This window comes from Alloacidobacterium dinghuense, assembly GCF_014274465.1.
Lineage (GTDB): Bacteria > Acidobacteriota > Terriglobia > Terriglobales > Acidobacteriaceae > Alloacidobacterium > Alloacidobacterium dinghuense.
In genome coordinates this window covers 1,411,063-1,432,381 of sequence record NZ_CP060394.1, presented here as the reverse complement: position 1 = coordinate 1,432,381, position 21,319 = coordinate 1,411,063, and the positions used below count along the sequence as shown (strand labels likewise).

Here is a 21,319-nt window from a genome sequence, read left to right as displayed (position 1 = left end):
TATGCTGCACTTCCTCTGGCTCGTTGTAGCGATTCCCTTCACCAGCGCGGCGGTGCTCGCTCTATTCGGCTCCAGGTTCAGCCGCCGCCTCGTCGCGTTCCTGGGAGCAGGCTCCATCGGCCTTGCCGCAGTGGTAAGTATTTTGATCAGCATTTCGTTTCTTTCATCACCGCCGCCCAACAATGCCTACACACAACATCTGTGGACATGGATGAGTACCGGCGGCTTTCAACCCGAGATCGCGTTCTACCTCGATCCCGTCTCGCTCCTGATGCTTCTCGTCGTCACCTTCGTCAGCTTCCTCATTCATCTCTACTCCGCTGAATACATGCACGACGACGAGGGCTACGCGCGCTTCTTCGCCTACATGAACCTCTTCGTCGCGTCCATGCTAACGCTCATCCTCGCCAACAATCTGCTGCTGCTCTATCTCGGATGGGAAGGCGTCGGACTCTGCAGCTTCCTGCTCATCGGCTTCTGGTATCAGGACCCTGCAAATGTTCGCGCAGCGGGCAAAGCATTCATCGTGACAAGATTCGGCGACACCGCCTTCGCCATCGGTCTCTTCCTGCTCTTCACAAAACTCGGAACCCTCGACATTCAGGAACTGATGCATCGCGCCTCAGATCAATGGCCCATAAGCACCGGCGCAGCCATTGCATCCGCCGCGCTGCTCTTAGGCGGAGCAGTCGGCAAGTCCGCGCAGTTACCCCTGCAAACATGGCTGCCAGACGCAATGGCCGGACCTACTCCCACCAGCGCGCTCATTCACGCCGCAACTATGGTCACCGCCGGCGTCTATCTCATCGCGCGCACCCACGTACTCTTCACCTTAGCTCCCGAGGTCCAACTCGCCGTCGCCATCATTGGAGCCGCCACCATGCTGCTTGCCGCCTTCAGCGCGCTTGCGCAACGCGACATGAAGCGAGTGCTCGCCTACTCCACCATCAGCCAGATCGGCTACATGTTTCTCGCCCTCGGCCTCGGCGCGTGGTCGGCGGCCATGTTCCACTTCATGACGCACGCCTTCTTCAAAGCGCTTCTCTTCCTCGCTGCAGGCGTCGTCATTCATGCAATCCATGAGCAGGATCTTTTCAAGATGGGTGGCCTCCGCAAAGAATTGCGTCTAGCCTTCTTCTCCTTCATCATCGGCGGGTGTGCTCTCGCAGGCTTGCCCTTGATCACTGCGGGCTTCTTCAGCAAAGACCTCATCCTCTGGCAATCGTGGGCAGGGCCAAACGGAAACATCCTGTTCTGGATCGTCGGCATGACCGGCGCATTGCTCACCTCGCTTTATACGTTCCGTATGATCTCGCTCGCCTTCTACGGCCGGCAACAAGCGCATGTACATGCGCACAGCGGCGCACCAGTTCGCATCGCCCTCATTACGCTTTGCGTTCTGTCCATCGTGGGGGGATATGTAGACACTCCACCCGACTATGGCGGCGTTCCTGCGCTTTCCAATTTTCTCAACAGCGTACTGCCTCCGCTCGCCATCGTTCATCCGGGCCCGATCACTGAAACTATCACCGCCCTCTGCGCCAGCACCGTATTCGCAATCGGTCTCGGGCTCGCATATCTCTTTTTCGGACCACAACGAACACGCGTGCCGATGACAGGCTTCCTGCAAGAGCTATGGTTCGCCGGTTGGGGCTTCGACTGGATCTATGACCGCCTCCTCGTTCGTCCTTTCCTGTGGGTGGCCCGCCAAATCCGAAGAGACCCGGCAGACCTGCCGATTCGAGGCCTCGGCCAAGCTGCCATGCTCGGCAATCGAGCCTTGCGCCTCACGCAGACCGGACGCGTCCGCTGGTATGCAGCAGGACTCGCCATGGGAACCGCGGCAATTCTCGCGGTCGCATTCTTTTTAAGGTGACGGCATGGTGCTATTCATTCTTATCCTCATTCTGATGGCCGGAGGCATCGCAGCCTGGCTGGTTGCATCTCGCAACGCAACCGCCGCACGCTGGATCGCCCTTTTGAGCGTCTGTGTAGACTTCGTCGTAACCATCGCACTATGGTCTGCCGCGCCCACCCCGCAGCGCTGGTTCGCAGAGTGTAATCTGCAGTGGATTCCCCAATTTGGCATCCGCCTTCATCTGGCCATCGACGGACTCAGTCTCGTGATGCTGTTGCTGACCTACTTCCTCGGCATCATGGCCATTCTCTGCTCATGGACCGAAATACAGGACCGTGCAGGCTTCTTCCATTTCAACCTGCTGTGGGTTCTCGCCGGCATTACCGGCGTTTTTCTCTCCATGGACTTGTTCCTCTTCTACCTCTTCTGGGAACTGATGCTGGTGCCGATGTATCTGCTGATCGGCATCTGGGGCCACGAACGACGCATCTACGCCGCCACAAAATTCTTCCTCTTCACGCAATTGAGCGGCCTGTTGATGCTCGTCGCGATCATCTCGCTCGCCATCATTCACCAGCAGATAACCGGAGTTTTCACCTTTGACTACGAGCAGTTGCTTGGCACAGCTCTGCAACCCAACACCGCGCTTCTGCTCATGCTCGGCTTCTTCATTGCATTCGCGGTCAAGCTTCCAATCTTCCCCCTGCACACATGGCTGCCCGACGCGCACACAGAAGCACCAACCGCAGGCAGTGTCATACTCGCTGGATTACTCCTGAAGACCGGCGCATACGGGCTGATCCGTTTCGTCCTGCCGCTCTTCCCCGACGCATCACGCAGAATGGCGCCTTTGATGATGACCATCGGCGTCATCGCTATTCTTTACGGCGCCGTGCTCGCCGTCGGCCAGAGTGATCTGAAGCGCCTGGTCGCTTACACCAGCGTCAGCCACATGGGCTTCGTGCTCCTCGGCATCTTCGCCGGAAACGAAATCGCCCTCGAAGGCGCAGTCGTCCAGATGGTCAGTCACGGAATCAGCACGGGTGCGCTCTTCATTCTCGCAGGCCTACTGCAGCAGCGAATGCACACGCGAGAAATCACCCAGATGGGCGGCCTCTGGGAAACCATGCCATCACTCAGCGGAGCAGGCCTCGTCTTTGCCATGGCCTCGCTGGGACTCCCCGGACTAGGTGACTTCGTCGGTGAATTCCTCGTCCTTCTCGGAGCCTATCGCGCCAACGTAAGCCTTACTGTCCTGGCAACGCTGGGTCTTGTCGCGGCAACCCTCTATGGGCTGAGACTCGGTCAGAGTGCATTCCAGGGCCCCAATCCACATCATTGGAAGCTCCCCGACTTGAACTTCCGCGAATGGGCAATTCTCGGCCCCATGATGATCTGCCTCATTTGGCTTGGCCTTTATCCGCAGCCAGTCCTGAACGCCGTGCGCCCAAGCCTCGCTGCCGCTTCGCAACAAGCTACACCTGTACAGGAGATCGTCAGGAGATAAAGCATGAACGCTCATCTTGCCGTTTCATTGCCGCTGATGCTCATGTCGGCAACTGCCCTCGCGGTGATGCTCGCCATCGCAGTCAAGCGCAACCATCTGGCCGCAGCTGGGATCACGCTCATCGGCTTAGGTGCATCGTTTTTCAGCCTCCTGGTTGCAGCTTCCTCCATTCCGCAACAGCTCGGGCGCCTGCTCATCTTCGACTCCTATTCCCTTCTCTATATGGCGTTGCTTCTATGCGCCGCCGCGTTTGTCGTCCTGCTCAGCTACAACTACCTAGAACAGCGCCACGAGCATCGCGAAGAGTTCTACATCCTGATTCTGCTAGCCACCACAGGTGCAATGGTCCTCGTAGCCAGCCGTCACTTCATCTCGCTCTTTCTCGGACTCGAATTGCTGAGCGTCTCGCTCTATGCGCTGATTTCCTACACCCGCTCCGAAACCATTTCAATCGAAGCCGGAATCAAGTATCTGGTCCTCGCCGCATCTTCATCATCGGTGCTGTTATTCGGTCTCGCGCTGATCTACGAGGAATCAGGATCGATGGATCTCAGTCAACTAGCTACAACGCTGAATCACACTGCAACATTCCCGCTCATCGCAGGCCTGATGCTCGCATTTACAGGTATCGGATTCAAATTGGCAGTCGTTCCCTTCCACCTCTGGACACCTGATGTATATGAAGGCGCTCCGCTACCCGTTACAGCCTTCATCGCGACGGTATCGAAGGGCGGAATGTTCGCACTAATCCTGCGCTGGCTTCATCTGCAAAACACCGGACTGGCAGGAACAGTGGGAGTGGTACTTTCCATCATCGCCATAGCCTCAATGCTGACCGGCAATCTACTCGCGCTTACGCAGACCAACATCAAGCGAATCCTCGCGTATTCATCGATTGCCCACATGGGTTACGCGCTCGTCGCCCTCATCGCCGGCGGAACCCTCGGCGCACCCGCGGCCACTTATTATTTAGCCGCTTACTTCACCACCATTCTCGGGGCCTTCGGCGTAATGACCATTCTCTCCGGCCCTGAAGGTGAAGCGGCATCGATCGACGATTACCGCGGACTCTTCTGGCGCAGACCAATCCTCGCGGCAGCGTTCACCGCCATGCTTCTCTCGCTTGCAGGAATTCCACTCACCGCCGGCTTCCTCGGCAAGTTTTACGTCATCGCCGCAGGCGCATCGCAGTCACGATGGGTCCTTCTGTTCACCCTCATCGTGAGCAGCACCATTGGTTTGTTCTACTATCTGCGCATCCTCGCGGCCATGTATGCAAAAACCAGCCAAATCATCCCACAGCGGACGACAATGCCCGTACCAGCAACCGTAGCGCTTGCCGTTCTGACAGGTTTGATCTTCCTGCTTGGCCTTTATCCCGCGCCGCTATGGAATGCGATCGTCTCCGCCGCTCGCACTCTGGGATAGAAGCCTGCCCTAGCAGGGATATTTTCCCTCGATGTAGTGCGAGAGATCCTCAATCGTCTGATCTTGTGCGAACGCGATCCATTGCACCAGGTCGCCGATGGAAATCAATCCCACCAGTTTCCCGTCCTGTACTACAGGAAGATGCCGGATACGGTGCGTAGTGATCAACCGCATCGCCTCATCAACAGAGCAATCCGGCGCAATCGTAAGCAGTGGCTCCGACAGGATTTCGCTTACCGGCGTCTCTTTCGATGAGCGTCCCATAAGGACTACCTTGCGCGCGTAATCGCGCTCAGTGATGATGCCGTGCAGGTGGCCTTCGTCCACCACCAGAAGGGCGCCCACCTCCCTTTCTGCCATCAACTCTATCGCGGCATAGACCGTGGTTTTCGCGGGTACAGACCAAACGGTCCCACCCTTTTTGCGCAAAATAAGCGAAACAGGATCGCACACTTTCATGGCTGACTCCCTATACGCAACAAACAATTGAGGTGGCCTCGATAAGGTAGAAGCAAGTTAGGCGCCGGACACAGATGTCGCTTGTCGGGCTTTGAAACGCGGCGCTGGCTGAAAAGAAACACATAGATCTTTCCACACGTTCGCTCGCACTGCCAAACGTAGAAGACCGCCACTTGCGCCAGAACTATACGCCGCAGTCATGTCATTTGCAATCGGCTTCGCAACGATTCTGACAAAAAGAATTCGCTGACCCGGTGATTTCTCCGAAGCCACCCTAACTCATTCCTCGGCAACTTGTTGCGAGGCCCTATTCGATGGAGGAGATGCAAATTGATCAAACATCAAAGTCTTCTTTATAAGAAGCGATGAAAAGCCTTGGACTCCGGTGATCAATGGTATATCTTGTCCGACGATAGTGAGAATCGGGAGATAACGGCGCCAAACGTGACTTAGCTTCGAGTTGTGATTCATTTGTGGTCCTAAGCTTGTTCCGTTTATCACTTCGCATGTGAAATGCAAGTGTTGCGTTTTCCTGGAAGTGGTTGCCGCGAATCTCGAAGGTTCTGAAGGGGTATTCAGTCATGGGGGCTCCTCTTCGTTGGTTCGCTGTTTTCATCCTGGGTCTGTCGTGCACAACTTATTGCGCAACCGCCTACGCTGGTAATCCTCAACAAACGGCTGTCTCGTCAGCCGATAGCGACCCTGGTGGAACACCAGCGGCTCCTCCTATCAATTACGTCACGGTCCCGGGACCATTGCGGTCATTTCTTCGCATGGCAGGCATCAGCCAAAAGGTCGCGCCTGAAGATGTGCTGCCGCTGCTGTCCCGTAACTCCTACTTGCAGGGCTACGAGGGAGGCCGAGAGACTGAATTCCTCTTGCTGCTTGACCGCTACGTGCATCAGGCGCGAGAACTAGAGGCTCTGGCCAACGCAAACAACGGCAACATTCGCGTCACCAATTGCGAAGAGGCTATCGCCTTAATTCAGATTCTCGGCTACCGGCTGAGACAGAATTGCGGCGAGAAAAATGTCTTCCTGTCCACTGCAAATCCTGAAAGAGCCTTTCTTACCATCGACTCCGGCTTCCCGCTGACCACACTGGAAGAGGCGCTTCAGAAAGGCACTCCGTTTAACTATCCGTTCCCCGCTACCAAGGTTCCGGTGATGTTCAACGAAACCGAATGGGTAGGGACTAGCCTTGGGAAAAAACGGGCTTCCGGCAGTCTGATCGATGTGCTTATCAATGACCCGTCTGTCGCCCGGCTCTATTGGGCATTTTCCAAAATTGATGTTGAAACCAGGCAATCGCTGCAGCAATCGCCGGGCCTGAGGAAACTACTCCCTTACGCAGCTGTTATTGATTTCTATGGCAGTCAGATTTGCATCCGTTCCGGATATGTCAACCTGCCTGGAGGAGCGAATGCTGAACATGGCTGGAAGGATCTCGTCGGCGCAAGTCCCGATTCACCCGGGGACTTTGTCACCCACCTGCTTGCGAAAGACAGCGGGTGGCTGGCGGTCTATTTCGACGCACTCTCTCGCGTCAACCAGACACAGCAGGCACACCTGACGCAATCTCCTCGCCTCGTGCACCTTTACAGCGCATTCCGCTCGCCCGACTTTGAAACAAATCCAACCCGAAGCGTGTTTCGCAAAGCTCCCGACCTGATCGTCCTGTTCACACGCGTCGACTGGGATCCCGATGGCCAGCCGCACGTCCCGGGAAATCTCGAAGTCTGGAAAGAAATCTTCAATGAGAAAACTGACAACAGAATTATTCGTGACTGGGCTAAGCGCTCACACAGCTGGGACCATCCTGAGCAACTGCTGGAGGCGATGACTTCGCTTTCACGCATTGAAACCGATAGCGGACCGCTCCAGGTCTATCTCATGCTCAGCGAGCTGGACTCTGCACGGCCTCCACAAATGCGCTTGTCCGATGGAACTGCGCGCTTGCTGGCCAGCAAATTCTCACAATTCAGTAACTGGTATCTCGTCTTCGCCGAATTTCCCGGCCTGAATGACACCTCCATTACCCGCTTCGTAAATGTTGCGGACGCAATCGACGGAATCTCAAATCAGTCCTTGCGTGGAAATGCCCTGGGTGCCTTTCAGGCAAACATCGGCCTCTGGCAGATCCTCGCACGTCAGGGAGAGATTCCAGACGCAGCTCTGAATACGTCGTGGCAGGGTGCGATTGAGCCTTTTGCCAAGGTCTCTTCCTCTGCCCAGCTCTTCGACTCGGCAAGAAGCTCGTTGGGCCAGCTGCTCCTCGCCTCCACCGGCAACGCCAACCGCTCGGAAGATGAAGTCGTCGACTTGCTGGCAGGTCCTCCCCAGCAAAGCGCTGACGGCCAACGCATGCGCCGCGAGATCGCTGCGCGCATCCGTTCCGTCATGGATGACCAGCGCCTCGTCTCTCTCGATACGCTCTTCGCTCTCAGCGACGGCTTGAGTGACATGGCACACGGAAAGCCGGCGCCTCCGCACTTGGTCGCGCTTGCCGGAGAGCTCCGCGAATTCGAGCTGCCCCGCCCCATCTTTACCAATTCGGAAAAGGTCAACTGGGCGCCCCCTGTATACAGCGCTCGCCACGCGGAACTGCAAATCAAGACTGACTTGACGAAAGTGATCAAGTCTCCCGGCTCGCCAGCACAACTCGAAACAGCGCGCGGCCAGCTCGCGCCCTTCTTGAGGGACACGCTGGTAGGTCTGAATTACGCCTACTATGAGCCGCCCGGTGCTCAAATCCTCCACAACAATCCCCTCTTTGTCCGTTCGCATGACTTCTCCGGAATGACCATCATGGGTGCCGAACGGCTATGGCGCGCTCCTGAGTTGGTTGGAGTAGGAACGCCCGCAGGCGGTGGCGCATATTTGCTGGGTTCCCTGGCTGACCTTCCCTATGCCCTGGCTGAAACCGAAGAGGACTTCATTGCACCCGAGAACGTCCAGGCACTGATCTGGAAAGAATCCGTGCCGGATCTCTTGGTCAGCTCAACCCTCCCGCGTTGGTGGGGGATAAGCGCGAGCGAGCTCCACGCTGTCGCGCTCTATCAACGCGCTGGCGAAGAGCTGTTGACTGCTTCCGTCAAAGATCCCCAACTAAGAGCCAAGGTCATCACCATCCTCTCCGATCGCATGACACCGCGACGGCTGGAATGGACCGAGCAGGCCATGAAGAATTCTGCCGACATGTCAGCCATGCTTCCCCGCATGATGCCGGCAGATACCTTCTATCTGGCATCCGAATTTCGCCGAAGATTCCCAGACGAAGCCGCCTCGATAGGCCCAGCAAGCCAACAACTGGATGCGCTCGTTCATCAGCATCCGACGGACGCTGATTTGGAACGGCTCTCAAAAGACTTTGGCGTCCCGCACCCGACATTGGCCCGCAGCTACTCTCGCGAATTCCTGAACGTAAAGCCGTTTCCAGCCTTTGGAGGGTATTCCAGCCGCCTCTTTGGCGAGTCATGGGAATCCAGCAATCTCTATTGGGCTCGACTAGCGGATGAGATGGGATATTCGCCCGTCATGCTCAATATGCTTGCGCCCCAGTTGACCCGCTATATGACGGCAAAGATTTTCGCTACTGATCTCGAGGACTGGCCAGCATTACTGCGTGCCATGCAGGAGACAGGAGATGCATTCCGGCAAGGCAAGATCGTTACAACAGCGTCGGCGGCAACGCCCGATTCTCAAAATTAGAGGCTGAGCAATGAGAGCAGAACGCGATCAAAGGGTTATGGTCAGAATATTCCTCCTGGTCTTTTGGGTCCTTTCAGGGGTTCTTTTAAGTAGAGGCGCCTGGACCGCTGCTCAGGAAGACTCATCGTCCATTCACGTAAACGTTGTCCTGGTGCAGTTGAATGTGGCCGTCACGGACCGCAAAGGAAACTACGTGAGTGGCCTGCGTCCAGAAGACTTCTCGGTTACAGAAGACAAAATACCCGAAACCATCTCTACCTTCGAAGAAGGCAACGAACCCACGACAAGGCCGCAGACGCCCGGCGCCGCCGGACAAGTCATAGCGGATTCAAGCCAGCCTGATCCAGCTTCTTCCAGCGTGACGCCGAAAGCTCCGGACGTTCACTTCACCGGATCCAGCGCTTTCGCGGGATCGAACGTCTTTATCCTTTTTGACACCAGCAATTACATGTACCGGGGATTTGTCTTTGCCCAGGATGCCATCGCCGATTTCATCCGTTCTTTGGATGGTGTCAGCAAGCTGGCCTTCTACTCCTATAGTCGCGACCTTTCCCGCGCCGCGCCGCTCACCGGTGACCGGCCCACTGTCCTGCGCGGAGTGCGCAGCAGCGTGGCTGGAGACGATGCTGCTCTCTACAACAGTCTTCTCCTCACCGTGAAAGATGCGGCTCCGCTGAAGGGACGAAAAGTAATCGTCGTCTTCTCGAATGGCCCTGACAACGCCAGTTCAGTGCCTCCGGAAGATGTCGCAGAGTTGGCCCAGTCAACCGGAACGATCATTTATATGATCAGTACCCAGCAGGCTCAGGCCGATCAGGTTTCGGAGGCGGTCTTCGAGCGCATGAGCAAGGCCACCGGCGGAAAAGCCTATTTTGCCAGAAGCTGGAAAGACGAAACGGATGCCTTCTCATCCATCCGTGAAGACCTCGCCCATCTCTACGCCCTCAGCTACTACCCGCAACCCAATCCCAATCGCGGCTGGCGCGCAATCACGGTAAAACTGGTAGGCAAGAACATGCAGAAGTACCACGTGCGAACGCGCGATGGATACCGCATCCTCCAGCAGGCCCAACTGTCCGCAGGCGCTTTCCCCGAAGCCGGAACCGCACCCTCTCAGAACGCTCAGAATAAGTAGCAACTCAATTTGCTTGTTTAAGCTTTTGGACTAAAGTCCGCCACGCAAATCCTGCGCACAGGCTTAGTCCAAAAGCAGAACTGTGCTTGAACTCCTTGAAGGGTATAGACTTCAGCCCCCGCAAAATAACGACCGAAATCTTCTCTCTACGAAGATTCCGGTCTTGCAAGGAGAAAGTGCAATGAAGAAGGTAATTCTATCCGCAGTCGCGGTTCTTTGTTTCTCACTCGCGGCTCTATCCACGGCACCTGCGCAGGTTCCATACACCGAGGGAGAGGTAACACGCGTGGTGTTGATCCACGTATTGCCCGGCCATTTCAACGCATTCATGGAAGACGTGAAAAAGAACGTCATACCCATCTGGGAATCGGAAAAAAGCTCCGGTCTGATTCAGGGCTATTCCACCTTCCTGAACACCACTTCTTCCGGCCCTGACGACTGGGACTTCGGCTTTACGTTAACGTACAAAAACATGGCCGCCCTGGATGGTCTCGCAGACAAAGTCTATGACCTCCGCATGAAGCAGTATGGCGACAAAAGCGCCGAGCAGAAGGTTATCGACAAGCGCGTGGAGAATGCGCGCGTGGTAAGCAGCATGCTCCTCCGCGATATAACCCTGCGCTAATGTCTCTTTGCTGTGCCGAATACTCATCCTTTGCACAACGCCATCGCAAAGGACGGGATACCGGATCGTTTTCTACGACCCAAGGAAATCCTCGCGTGAAAAAGTTGTCAAGACCCCGCTCGGCCCTAAACCAATCTAGGCATCTGATTCTAAAATACTTAGTCCATCAGCACATCTGCGGGGAATTATGCCCGAAAATGCTAAAGTGGAAATAGACGGCAGAAATTCACGGCTACAGAACCGCTAACCCAACAGCCCGCAACGGCCTAACCACATTAAATAGAATAATTTAGCGGGAGATCTCGCCCTCAATGTGGGCTAAGTACCTGCTGAATGAAGAATTTAACAGAAAATGGGGGGCCACCTTCCCCAAGACAATCGGACAGCACGAAAAAAGGGTGCCCCATCCTATCGCGTAGTTTGCGATAGGGTGGGAAACCGCAAACTTCAACCCGCCGAGAACCGGGGAGAACTAGTCTTACCGCTCACCCGAGAGAGCCTAACGGCATTAAATAGAATAATTTAGAAACCAATCACTCCTCAATGCTGGCTAAGTACCTGCTGAATGAGGAATTTAGCAAACAATGGGAGTGATGATTCCCTTTTGACGGAGGCTTGGGTTGGACCGTTTGTCCTGCGAAAGCAGGGCGGGGGTGAAAGAGCGGGGCTTTCAGCCCCGCGTTAGGACCTCAACCAAAAGGGGGCTTTTAGCCCCGGGCTTTCCGCTGCTTCTCAAACTGATCCAGCCAGAAGGGGGACAACTTCCCCAAACCACCAGAACGCCTAACCACATTAAATACAATACTTTAGAAGCCAATCTCTCCAAAATACTGGCTAAGTATCTGCAGAATGAGGAATTTGCAGAAGATGGGGGGGTACTATCCCAAGCTAACTTGGCTATGAAGAACCCAAAGTAACAAATGCCTGCGAAGTAATTACCCTCCGGAAGCATCATCACCAAAAGCCGCAGTCTAAGTCCACTTCGACAGTTAGTAAGTTGATGATTTCAGTGCTGGAGAATCGCGAATAGTCAAAAGCGTAGCTAGGCAAAGACGGCGCCCGCTTTCTTACGAAAGTAATAACTTGTTGCACCGAAGGATGTAACTCTTGTTTGATTGAACTTTTGTGGAACCAACAATATAACAGATACTACTCAATGAAAAATCTCCCCTCAGACTGTGGTGTACATGAACAACACATCTCACATTGCGTCTTCGGGAGTGAATATCCAATCAAGCTTCCTTGTTGATCGACTCCGAGCGCGCCTTCGTGCAGAAAAAGACGAAGGGCAGTCGCTACTTGAGTTCGCGCTCTCTCTGCCAGTCCTGCTTCTCATCGTAACCGGCATGGCGATCTTCGGAATCGCGATCAGCAACTACCTGACGATGACAAGTGCGGTAAGCACCGGTGCGCAATACCTTGGGATCGATCGTAACAACACGACCGACCCATGCAAGGACGCTGCTGGCGCGTTTGCCAACGCTGCTCCGAACCTTAACTCGGCGAGCCTCAAATTCAGTTTTGTCTTGAACGGAACTTCGTACCCGTCGAGCGGTTCGTACAGCGGTCTCAGCGCGGCCAGTTGCAGCAGCAGCAGTACCACAACCGGTGCCGCAGGAAATCTGGTGGCTGGCCAGCCAGCCCAAATGACGGTCACGTATCCCTGCAGCCTCCAGGTTTACGGACACAACTATTGGTCCGGTTGCAACCTTGGAGTGCAGATGACGGAGATTGTCCAATGACCCGGAAAAGCAAGTCCTTCTTCCGCCATGCGTACAAAGATCAGCGCGGCCAGATGATCCCGATCATAGCCTTCATGATGGTCACCCTTCTGGGATTTGCCGGTATGGTGACCGACGTCGGCCGTGCCTATTTCAGCTATCGCCAGCTCGTGAATTCGACGAACGCTGCAGCCTTAGCAGGAGCCCAGGGACTTCCCTCGAATACGAGCACGGTCAATCAGGCGGTCAACAATGCAAAGGCGTACAGCGCGCAGTCAGGGCAGAATAACTACTACGCAAATATGAATGTCACAAACGCGACCTACACGTTGGGGTGCATAACAGCGGCGATAGGGGCAGGAGTACCCTGTGTCAGCACAGGCGTCGGAACCAACACTGCAAACGCAATCCAGGTCACGCAGACAGCAAGCGTGCCAACAACGTTTATGAAGCTCTTCGGCTTCTCGACGATCAACATGTCCGCAACCGGTACGGCGCTCATGCGGGGCTCGGCGAACGCTTCGTACAACGTAGCGATTATCGTCGACACAACGCAGTCAATGACTTCGAATAAGGACTCGAACTGCGGCAACGTGTCGAGATTGCAATGCGCCCTGAACGGTGTCCAGACTTTCCTCCAGGACCTCTCGCCATGTGCTGCAAAGGGCTGTGGTGGCAGCACCACAAATCAGAACTATCCCAACTCGCTCGACCGTGTCGCCCTCTTCTCGTTCCCAAACTTTACAGCCGCATCAGCTGGGAACCAATACGATTGCGGATCCGGAAGTGCCACACCACACGTGTACACCTTCCCTGCGGTAGGCGCATCGTCGATGACCACGATGCCGTACCTGACATACACAACGAGCAATGGGAAAACAACGACGACAACCACCCCGATGACCTATGAAGACTCCTATGGTATCGGCGATGCAAACGGCTTCGTGAGTGATTACCGCACCTCGAATTCTGCGACGTCGCTGAACAGCACCGGCACGAGCGCCTCCGACATCGTATTGGCTGCCGGAGGAAAGAGTGGTTGCACTGGTATGGCCGGACCCTCCGGAGAAGGAACTTATTACGCTGGCGTTATCTACGCGGCGCAGGCAGCGCTCACCGCTGAGGCTGCACTCGCGGCGAATGCGGGTTCCCAGAATGTGATGATTATCGTCAGCGATGGCGCAGCAACCTCTAGTTCGAGCCAGATGGCCACCGGCAACCAAAGCACCACGGTAGCCGTAAGTAACGGAAGCAACGCTGCGTACCCTACATATCTGTACCCCTCGTACAACAACGAATGCCAGCAGGCAGTCCTGGCCGCTCAGTATGCTACCTCTCACGGCACCAAGGTCTACTCGGTGGCTTACGGCTCGCAGTCCAGCGGATGCACGACGGACACCGGCACCAGTTACGCATCCCCCTGCTACACAATGTCCCAAATGGCTTCGTCTGCCGCAACTTTCTACACGGATGACAACCAGAGCGGCACAACGAGTAACTGTCCGGCGGGCAAGTCGGTCAATTCCATGAACTTGATCTTCAACCAGATCGCAGGACAATTAACCGTCGCGCGGTTGATCCCGAACAGCTCATTCCCATCCAGTTGATGCGTGACGTACGGATATAAGTCCCTAAACGGCTCAGTCAACGACACTATTGGCTGAGCCATTCGAATTTCAGGGGGAAAATCCCTTCAATTTCCTTGGCCGAATTTTCTTGATTTGCCTGTCCGTTCTTCCCATTTTCGACCCGCTTATTAAATAGAAGCGGCTTCACAGGTTAGTGACTGGTATCCGCAATCTCCAATCTAGCGGATGCGGCTTGCCAAACATTATGAGTTTAGCGACATAACAGGAACACAAGGAAGGATTCTCCGAAGAGAGATAGTGCTGGGTATGCTTATACAGTCTCGGCATGAATCAGCGCCCAATTTATGCAGTCATTCGAAGGCGAAAAGGACAGCAAGCAAAGACGATTCATCGCAGACCGCCGGCCAAAGCAGTGCCGCCGAATTTCAACTAGGAAGGCTTGAGCTTGCTTCCGACGATCGATGTTCGCTTCCAAAACGCCGCGCTCATGCTCGCTGACGAGCTGAACTTCACGCGTGCTGCCGAGCGGCTGAGAATCACACAACCTGCTCTAACCAAACAACGTTCGCTGTTCGGTTTTGAACCTTTCAATGCGTAAAGCAAGATGTAGAGATAGCAAACCACCGGCAGAACAAAAGCGTGGTGAAGTCCAGCGTGATCGGCAATCAAGCCTTGCAATACAGGAATAATCGCGCCGCCGACGATCGCCACGTTGAGCAGCCCTGATCCGGTACCCGAAAGCGGCCCGAGTTCCGCTTCCCCAAGACTAAAAATGGTCGGAAACATGATGGAGTTAAAGAAGCCGACTGCGAGGATGGTCCACATGGCGATGTGGCCGGTCAATGCCATTGATGCAATCACCAAGGTCGCCGCCGCTACAGCACAAAGCGCCAGCAGATATCCCGGCTTGAAGCGTTCGAGAAGCGGCGCACCTACAAAGCGACCAACCATTGCGCTGCCCCAATAGAAGGAAACATATCCGGCCGCCGTCTTAGCCGACAGGTTTGCAATCTCCGGTAAGCCAAGGTAGCTGACCAAAAAGCTTCCGATTGAGACTTCTGCACCAACATAGGCGAAAATCCCGATCGCGCCGAAGACTAGATTGGGATGCCACCAGATTGAGTCATTCGCCTCCCGGCCGGGAACCGCGGCTATTGTTTCCACCTTGGGCAGCTTCAAGAAGCCGATCAGAACGGCCAGCAGCAAAAGCGTGATGCCGATAAACGTGTAGGGCATCTTGACCGAGGCGGCCTGTTGCAGCCGATAAAAGTGAAGAGCAGCTGGCGAAAGCCTGCGTAACTCGTCTACGGCAAGCGGCGCGACGCTCAGGATCAAAAGGCCTCCGATTTTCGGAGCGATGGTGGTTCCAAGCGAGTTGAAGGCTTGCACCAGATCCAGCCGGCTCGACGCCGTTTCAGGTTTGCCGAGCAGATCAACATAGGGATTCGCCGAAACCTGAAGACCAGTGATCCCACCAGCCAGTACTAACAGCGCGCCGAGGAATAGGAGGTACGACGCGTTGGATGCAGCGGGAATGAATAGAAAAGCTCCTAGAGCGATCGTCAGCAAGCTGACCACCATGGTGACCTGATAGCCGAAGTTGTTTACGATCTTCGTCCATGGCACCGAAAAGAGGAAATAAGCGGAAAAAAATGCGAATTGAATCAGCATGGCCCGGGCATAACTGAGATCGAAAATTGACTTCAAATGGGGAATCAGGATGTCATTCAGACAGGTAAGAAATCCCATGATGAAGAAGAGACTGGCGACAATCGCCAGGGGCCTTGAATAATTCGGCGTTACCGCGGCGCTTACTTTAGAAGTTGCAGCTACGGGTCGAGATGCCATTTTTGCCTCCGAGCGCGTTCCTTCATCCACTTTGTACTTGGTTATTTGTTTGAGCCGGCTAACCGCTCAGCTCACAAGCTACCACCAGGATTCTGACTGCACTCCGAACGTCAAACCGCTGGTTCTGTTCTGAAACGGCACCCCGCCGACATAGCCCTTAAGCCCATTCGACCAGTTTGCGTAAGTGACAAAGGCGCGCAGCACAGGTCTGCTGAAATACTTTCGGCCTGCCCCGATTTGGGGCGCGAATGTAATCTTGCGCAGCCAGCCGTCATACGGGCCGAGTACATTTGTAAAGTTCTGACCGGCAACGTTGGGATTCTTTACGTAATCGAAGCCGCCCTCAACCGCGAGCGAGAGATATTTTGTGAAGAAGACTTCCGGTCTGACTCCGAACGACACCCACTCGTTCCACTCGTGATGGGGAATACCATCCGTCGTCCGCTGATAGAGAAACTGCGGATAGATCGCGAACCTGTCATTCGGCTGATACAGCAGCTGCTCGGTGATGAGGAACTGCTTGCTTGAATCGAGATAAAGGGAAGGATTCGGTATTACCACTCCAGACCCGTTGGAGCTGAAGTTACTGGCTGCACCGGTTCCATACATAAAGCTGAAGGAGTGGAAACCGTCGCCATGCCATTCAAGCTTCTGGTGCCGGAATCCGAAGGCGTAACCGTCGGTGGTGGGAATCCTGGTGCCGGAAGGCACGCTGATGTTTGCCGCGGTCGCCGTGCCGCCCTTTGAAGTGGCGTAATCGAACCACATGGCCCAAAGTCCCAAGGGTCCCTTTATGTCATAGGCGCGAGCATCGATGGTGCTCTTCGCGAGATTGCCGTATTGCGTGGTAATGTCCGGCCGCGCGGAATTCAGGAAGGCCAGCGCCAACTTGCCGAACTTGAGGTCAAGGTCCTCCACTCCCCCGCCGTATCCGCTCGCGTCCAGGGGGTAGAAATCATTGATGTCCATGTGCTGGCGCCTGTAGTAACGTTCGCCGGCCCAGAATTTGGCATTGGGCTGATTCTCGATCACGTTGCCCATCTGGACGAAGGCTTCGCGGAAACGAAACTGATCATTGCCGATGCCATCAGGAAAATTCGCGGAGTTCGCTGAGTTCGAGGTGTTGGCCTCGATCATGAACTCGCATTTCGCCCAGGCTTTATCGGAGTCGCGATCTGGGTTCAACCAGTTATCAACAAAGATCAGCTCGGCGTAGGTTTCAGCCTCGTTGCCGAGGCGGTATTTTGCTTCAGCTCCAGGAGCCTGAAACGCGACCATCTGGCCGCCCTCGCTATTCAGTCCGTAACCGGAGCGAAAATATCCATGAAATTCAAAGCTTCCGACCTGTTGCTGCAGCTTGGTTATTCTCTGGTCCGCATCGCGAATGAAGTCATAGGTCGGCGCTGAGGAGAGTTGGCCCTGAAACTTCGCTCCGACTTGGTTGGAATTTCCCGACAGTACCTTCCCGGCCGCTTGTTCGGCTACCAGTTCTGCCGCGGAAATGGTTCCGGTCTTGTTTTCCCTGGCGGCTTCTCTTTGTTTTTCGAGCTGCTGTTCGAGAGCCGCAATGCGCAGGGAAAGCGCCTGCGTGGTAGCCTCGTATTCCTGCTTGAGTTCCTGTACCTGGTCTTCTAACTGGTCAGGCTTGGCTGGTTGTTGACCGGCAGCCGTAATTCCCAATGCCAGCACCACTACGCCGCAGATGATCCTTTGCGCTCGGCTCCACACGGTGCATGCTTTTGCATTTGGTCCCGATATCATGGTCTCCCTCCCCTGGTCGGACTTCTGGCCTTCCAGCGGACTCTGTCTATGCAATAGGCATTCGCATTGTCGTGCGTGACTGGTGCACTACGGCCTCTCACTCTGTTCTCCGGCATTCTTCGGCTTGAGGCGGGTGATCTGGTCTTCTGTTGCAAGCATGTAAGCCCTGCTATCGGGAGCTCGCGTGCTCATTAACAACATTAAGATTAAGAGTGACTCTCAAGTTGCGTAAGACCAGATCGAGTGAAAACGAACTAGCTCCTTCGAGCCAATCAGACTACTGCTGAAGAGAAGACCATTAACGGACAACGCACCTGGTCCTAAAAGGAGAAGTCGACTACGAATATGTTGTTGGGGTGGTGCAGAATTTGATTTCAGACATCGTCACAATCAGGTTTCGATCGGCCTCTCCGCTGCCAGAGCCTAGGGAGGCCTGCCGGTCGGTCTGAGGCGTACGCAAGATTCGCTGAAATCCGCAATTCGACTTCAGTACCCATTCCAGTTCGGCTCCAAAGATCAAGCTGAGCACCAATGTTCTTCGCCCGCTCTCGCATACTGGGTAATCCCATATGGCCATCCCGGCAACCCTGTTTGAGAACATTCGGATCGATTCCAGCGCCATCGTCACGAATTCGTATCCGCAGCTGACTCGGCTCGTAGTTCAGTTCTGCTTCAATCGACCGCGCCATGGAATGCCGAAATGCATTGGCGAGTGCCTCCTTCCCGATTCGGGATAGCTCTTCGAAGATAATCGGATGTAGAGGGCGAATACTGCCGTTTACGGCCGCTTTGAAAGCGCGGGATCCGCCCTTCTGCATCTCCTCTCCATAGTTGACGAGTGCAGTTGGCAAGTCATTCTCTTTCGAAGTTGTCGCATGTAGATTCACCAACAACTCGCGCCCTTCGGTCATCACGGCATCCGATTGCTTAAGGGCCTCTTCGAACATTCGTCGAGCCGGTTGATTCTGAGGAAGTTGCTTTGTCGCGGTGTGGAAGCGAAGGATCAGACCCTGAACGCTCTGCAGAAACGTATCATGGAGATCCCGGGCAACGGCCCCTCTTTCCACCTGGCGCTGCTCGATCATGATGCGCGCCTGTCTTACCACATATTGAACTCGAATGAGGTAGGCCAGGACGAGCAGGAGCACCGCTACGACTGCGGTACTCGCCTGGAAGAGTGGTTTCGCGTAGAGACGCGGCTGCTGAGTAACCTGATACACCACTTCGGGCGCATTCCAGTGGCCCAGGCTATCCGTGGCACGAACCTGCAACCGGTGTGTACCGGCCGGTATGTTTGTATAGATGGCCGCGCGAGACGAGGTACCATCAAGCCAGTCGGAATCCACACCCTCCATACGGTACTGTAGACGGATTTTCTGCGGGTTGGAGAGGTTTATCGCCGCCAAGTGCAGCTCCACATGGTGCATGCCAGGGCGAAGTAGCAATCCATCGCCAACAAGATAGGTCCTGCCGTCACTTGACACTCCGTCGACGAAGATTTTCGGCTGCCGGCCGGTGAGAGGCAGGCGCGATGTATCGATCATCGCTAACCCCTTCACCGTAGCAATCCACAATTTGCCATCGGGTGTTAGCGCAATATTCGGCGTTCCGACGCTAGCCTCGGTGGTGTTTAGACCGTCTGCCCGGTTGAACACCTCATAATCCAACGGAGCATTGGAGCTGCCAGCACGCGCAAACTCCCGTTCTGCTATCCGAATCACGCCATTACGGCCGCTGAACCACAGCATGTGGTCAGGACTCTCTGCCATGTTGATTAGAGCCAGCGTGCTGTCGAGCGGGGTCAGCTGACCATTCCTGATCTGGCTAATGCCTCCCGGCATATCCGTCGTATAGAGATTGCCTCGTGTGTCCTCGACGAAGTGGCGCGCGAGCACCTCATCAAGCGCCGGCGTCGCTGTTACGGGCATAAATCGATCGGAAGCAAGCCTGTCAACTCCGGCTTGGGTCGCAACCCAGATCGTTCCGGCCCGGTCCTGATGGATGGCGAGAACCCGCGGGCTCGAGAGCCCTTCTGTCGTAGTGTAGTTACGTATCCTGCCGTCTTGAATATGACTGACCCCGTTAGGCGTTGCAACCCAGAGAGAATCGTCTCGGGCGACCGTGATCTGAAATACAATGCGGCTCGCGAAGCCCTGTTCGATGGTGTATTGAGTAAAGACACCATTCTTGTATTGGAATAAGCCACCACCGTAAGTGCCTATCCAAAGTGTATGTTTGCGATCTTCGGCCAAGGACCAGACGCATGTATTTGTCAGCCCATCCTTCTCATCGAAGGTCCTGAAATGATCCCCGTCGAATACTGCGAGGCCGCAGTTCTCACCCACCCAGAGTCGCCCGTCGCGTGCCGGCAGTATTGCCATTGCAATGTCACTTGGCAGACCATCTGTCTTGGTGAACATCTGAACGGCGCGGGGACGAAGGTGTACCAAACCACTCCCGTTCGTTCCAATCCATAATTCCCTATCCTGTCCGGCGTAAAAGCCACGAGCATGCAGGTTGGGAACCGGAGTCCACATATGATTGCCGGTGATCCGATAAATTCCGACATTAGTGCTCACCCAAAGGGCGCCATCCGGATCGCTATAGATACGATATGCGGATGCATGCGCAGGCTCGTAAGGGTCAAGAGACCTAGAACCTTGCCCGGCAAGAGGGCGAACGCCTTTCTCGGTGCAATACCAGACGGTACCATCGGCCGCTTGATATGCGTCGAAAATCTGGTCATCGTGAACACCAAACTGAGCGCCTAATCCTGGATGATTGATGAAGCGTCGTCCGTCGTACTCAAGGAATCCGCTGCCGGTGTTCAGCATGAGCCGACCATTCAGGGCCTGCCGGATGCGGCCGACGTAAATGGATGAGTTCACAGACAAGAATCGGTTACCGTCAAAGCGATAGAGACCGTGGCTGGTCCCGGCCCAAATTGCTCCATCGCGAGCTCTGTAAAGCACCTCAACCTCATCACTCTGGTGCTCGCCTAAACGGAACGCCGTCGCGTTCGTGACGTTTGGATCATTCAAATCCTGTTTGGGGATTCGGATGATGCCAGCGTCGCTGCCGACCCAGAGGTCCCCGTCGGGTCCTTCCACCAGTGAGCTGATGATGCTGGGCGGGAGCGCTCCCGGTATTCGGAGCCGAACTGGCGTGAACGTGCGGCCGTCGAAAGATGCCAGACCTGAATCGGTTCCCACCCATAACAAACCATTAGCAGTTTGGGTAATCGCATTGACGGTATTGTCCGGTAATCCATCATCAACGGTGAAATCAGTTCGTATGTATTGAGTGCTAGTCGACGAATCGGCTGCTGACGCTCCCAATGCACCGGGCACTGAGAGGCAGAGCACGACGACAAAGAGTATCCATTGCCGAAAAAAGCTCCGGCAACCCTCTTTGTGAACCCGCGGATCTATTCCAGCGCCGTCGTCATGAATACGCATACGTAGCTGCTTCGGCTCGTAAGTTCAGTTCTGCTTCAATCGACCGCTCCATAGAATGCCGAAATGCATTGGCAAGTGCCTCCTTCCGCGACTCGGGATAACTCTTCGACGATAATGAATGGCGCCCAAACAAGCGAAGTAAGGTGGTTTGGGAGTAGCCCTCAAGAATCGGATCCAAATACGCGTTCCGTATCTGCGGAGTGATCATATGCGATCGCTA

The 21,319-nt window shown here is 55.1% G+C and carries 12 protein-coding genes; 8 read left to right on the top strand and 4 right to left on the bottom strand.

Going from position 1 to position 21,319, the window contains the following annotated elements; translation table 11 throughout:
* Window position 1 precedes the first annotated feature (1 nt).
* Genes nuoL through H7849_RS05785 form a run of 3 tightly spaced genes read left to right on the top strand, consistent with a single transcriptional unit; the run spans window position 2 to window position 4,793 of the window.
* Window positions 2-1,876, top strand: coding sequence for an NADH-quinone oxidoreductase subunit L (nuoL, locus tag H7849_RS05795; protein WP_186744908.1), 1,875 nt, complete (start codon window positions 2-4; stop codon window positions 1,874-1,876).
* Between the two features lie 4 nt (window positions 1,877-1,880).
* Window positions 1,881-3,365 carry an NADH-quinone oxidoreductase subunit M gene (gene nuoM / locus H7849_RS05790; RefSeq protein ID WP_186744906.1) on the top strand — a complete coding sequence of 495 codons (1,485 nt, stop codon included), beginning with the start codon at window positions 1,881-1,883 and terminating at the stop codon, window positions 3,363-3,365.
* 3 nt (window positions 3,366-3,368) lie between these two features.
* Window positions 3,369-4,793 carry an NADH-quinone oxidoreductase subunit N gene (locus H7849_RS05785; RefSeq protein WP_186744904.1) on the top strand — a complete coding sequence of 475 codons (1,425 nt, stop codon included), beginning with the start codon at window positions 3,369-3,371 and terminating at the stop codon, window positions 4,791-4,793.
* Between the two features lie 9 nt (window positions 4,794-4,802).
* On the opposite strand, the gene H7849_RS05780 is transcribed toward H7849_RS05785, so the two are convergent.
* On the bottom strand, window positions 4,803-5,252 hold the full coding sequence (locus tag H7849_RS05780) for a CBS domain-containing protein (protein WP_186744902.1): 450 nt from the start codon (window positions 5,250-5,252) through the stop codon (window positions 4,803-4,805).
* A gap of 581 nt (window positions 5,253-5,833) precedes the next feature.
* On the opposite strand from H7849_RS05780, the gene H7849_RS05775 reads away from it, so the two are divergent.
* From H7849_RS05775 to H7849_RS05755, 5 genes are all read left to right on the top strand, one after another.
* Entirely contained in the window at window positions 5,834-8,962 is a 3,129-nt protein-coding gene (locus H7849_RS05775; protein WP_186744900.1) for a hypothetical protein, read from the top strand.
* 37 nt (window positions 8,963-8,999) lie between these two features.
* Window positions 9,000-10,097, top strand: a complete 1,098-nt coding sequence (locus H7849_RS05770) for a VWA domain-containing protein (RefSeq protein WP_186744898.1) — start codon at window positions 9,000-9,002, stop codon at window positions 10,095-10,097.
* Window positions 10,098-10,278: 181 nt separating this feature from the next.
* Window positions 10,279-10,722 (top strand): hypothetical protein, encoded by a 444-nt coding sequence (locus H7849_RS05765; RefSeq protein WP_186744896.1) that lies wholly within the window; start codon window positions 10,279-10,281, stop codon window positions 10,720-10,722.
* 1,187 nt (window positions 10,723-11,909) lie between these two features.
* Complete coding sequence (locus H7849_RS05760; RefSeq protein WP_186744894.1) at window positions 11,910-12,464, top strand: TadE family protein; 555 nt, start codon at window positions 11,910-11,912, stop codon at window positions 12,462-12,464.
* Window positions 12,461-14,050 carry a pilus assembly protein TadG-related protein gene (locus H7849_RS05755; RefSeq protein ID WP_186744892.1) on the top strand — a complete coding sequence of 530 codons (1,590 nt, stop codon included), beginning with the start codon at window positions 12,461-12,463 and terminating at the stop codon, window positions 14,048-14,050. Before H7849_RS05760 ends, H7849_RS05755 begins: the two co-directional genes overlap by 4 nt.
* 411 nt (window positions 14,051-14,461) lie before the next feature.
* Here H7849_RS05755 and H7849_RS05750 read toward each other — a convergent pair whose 3' ends face one another.
* The 3 genes from H7849_RS05750 to H7849_RS05740 all read right to left on the bottom strand — a co-directional run bounded on the left by H7849_RS05750 (window position 14,462) and on the right by H7849_RS05740 (window position 21,099).
* Entirely contained in the window at window positions 14,462-15,880 is a 1,419-nt protein-coding gene (locus H7849_RS05750) for a sugar MFS transporter (RefSeq protein ID WP_186744890.1), read from the bottom strand.
* Window positions 15,881-15,958: 78 nt separating this feature from the next.
* Window positions 15,959-17,641 (bottom strand): carbohydrate porin, encoded by a 1,683-nt coding sequence (locus H7849_RS05745; protein WP_186744889.1) that lies wholly within the window; start codon window positions 17,639-17,641, stop codon window positions 15,959-15,961.
* Between the two features lie 374 nt (window positions 17,642-18,015).
* Window positions 18,016-21,099, bottom strand: a complete 3,084-nt coding sequence (locus tag H7849_RS05740) for a sensor histidine kinase (protein ID WP_186744887.1) — start codon at window positions 21,097-21,099, stop codon at window positions 18,016-18,018.
* Between the last annotated feature and the right edge of the window lie 220 nt (window positions 21,100-21,319).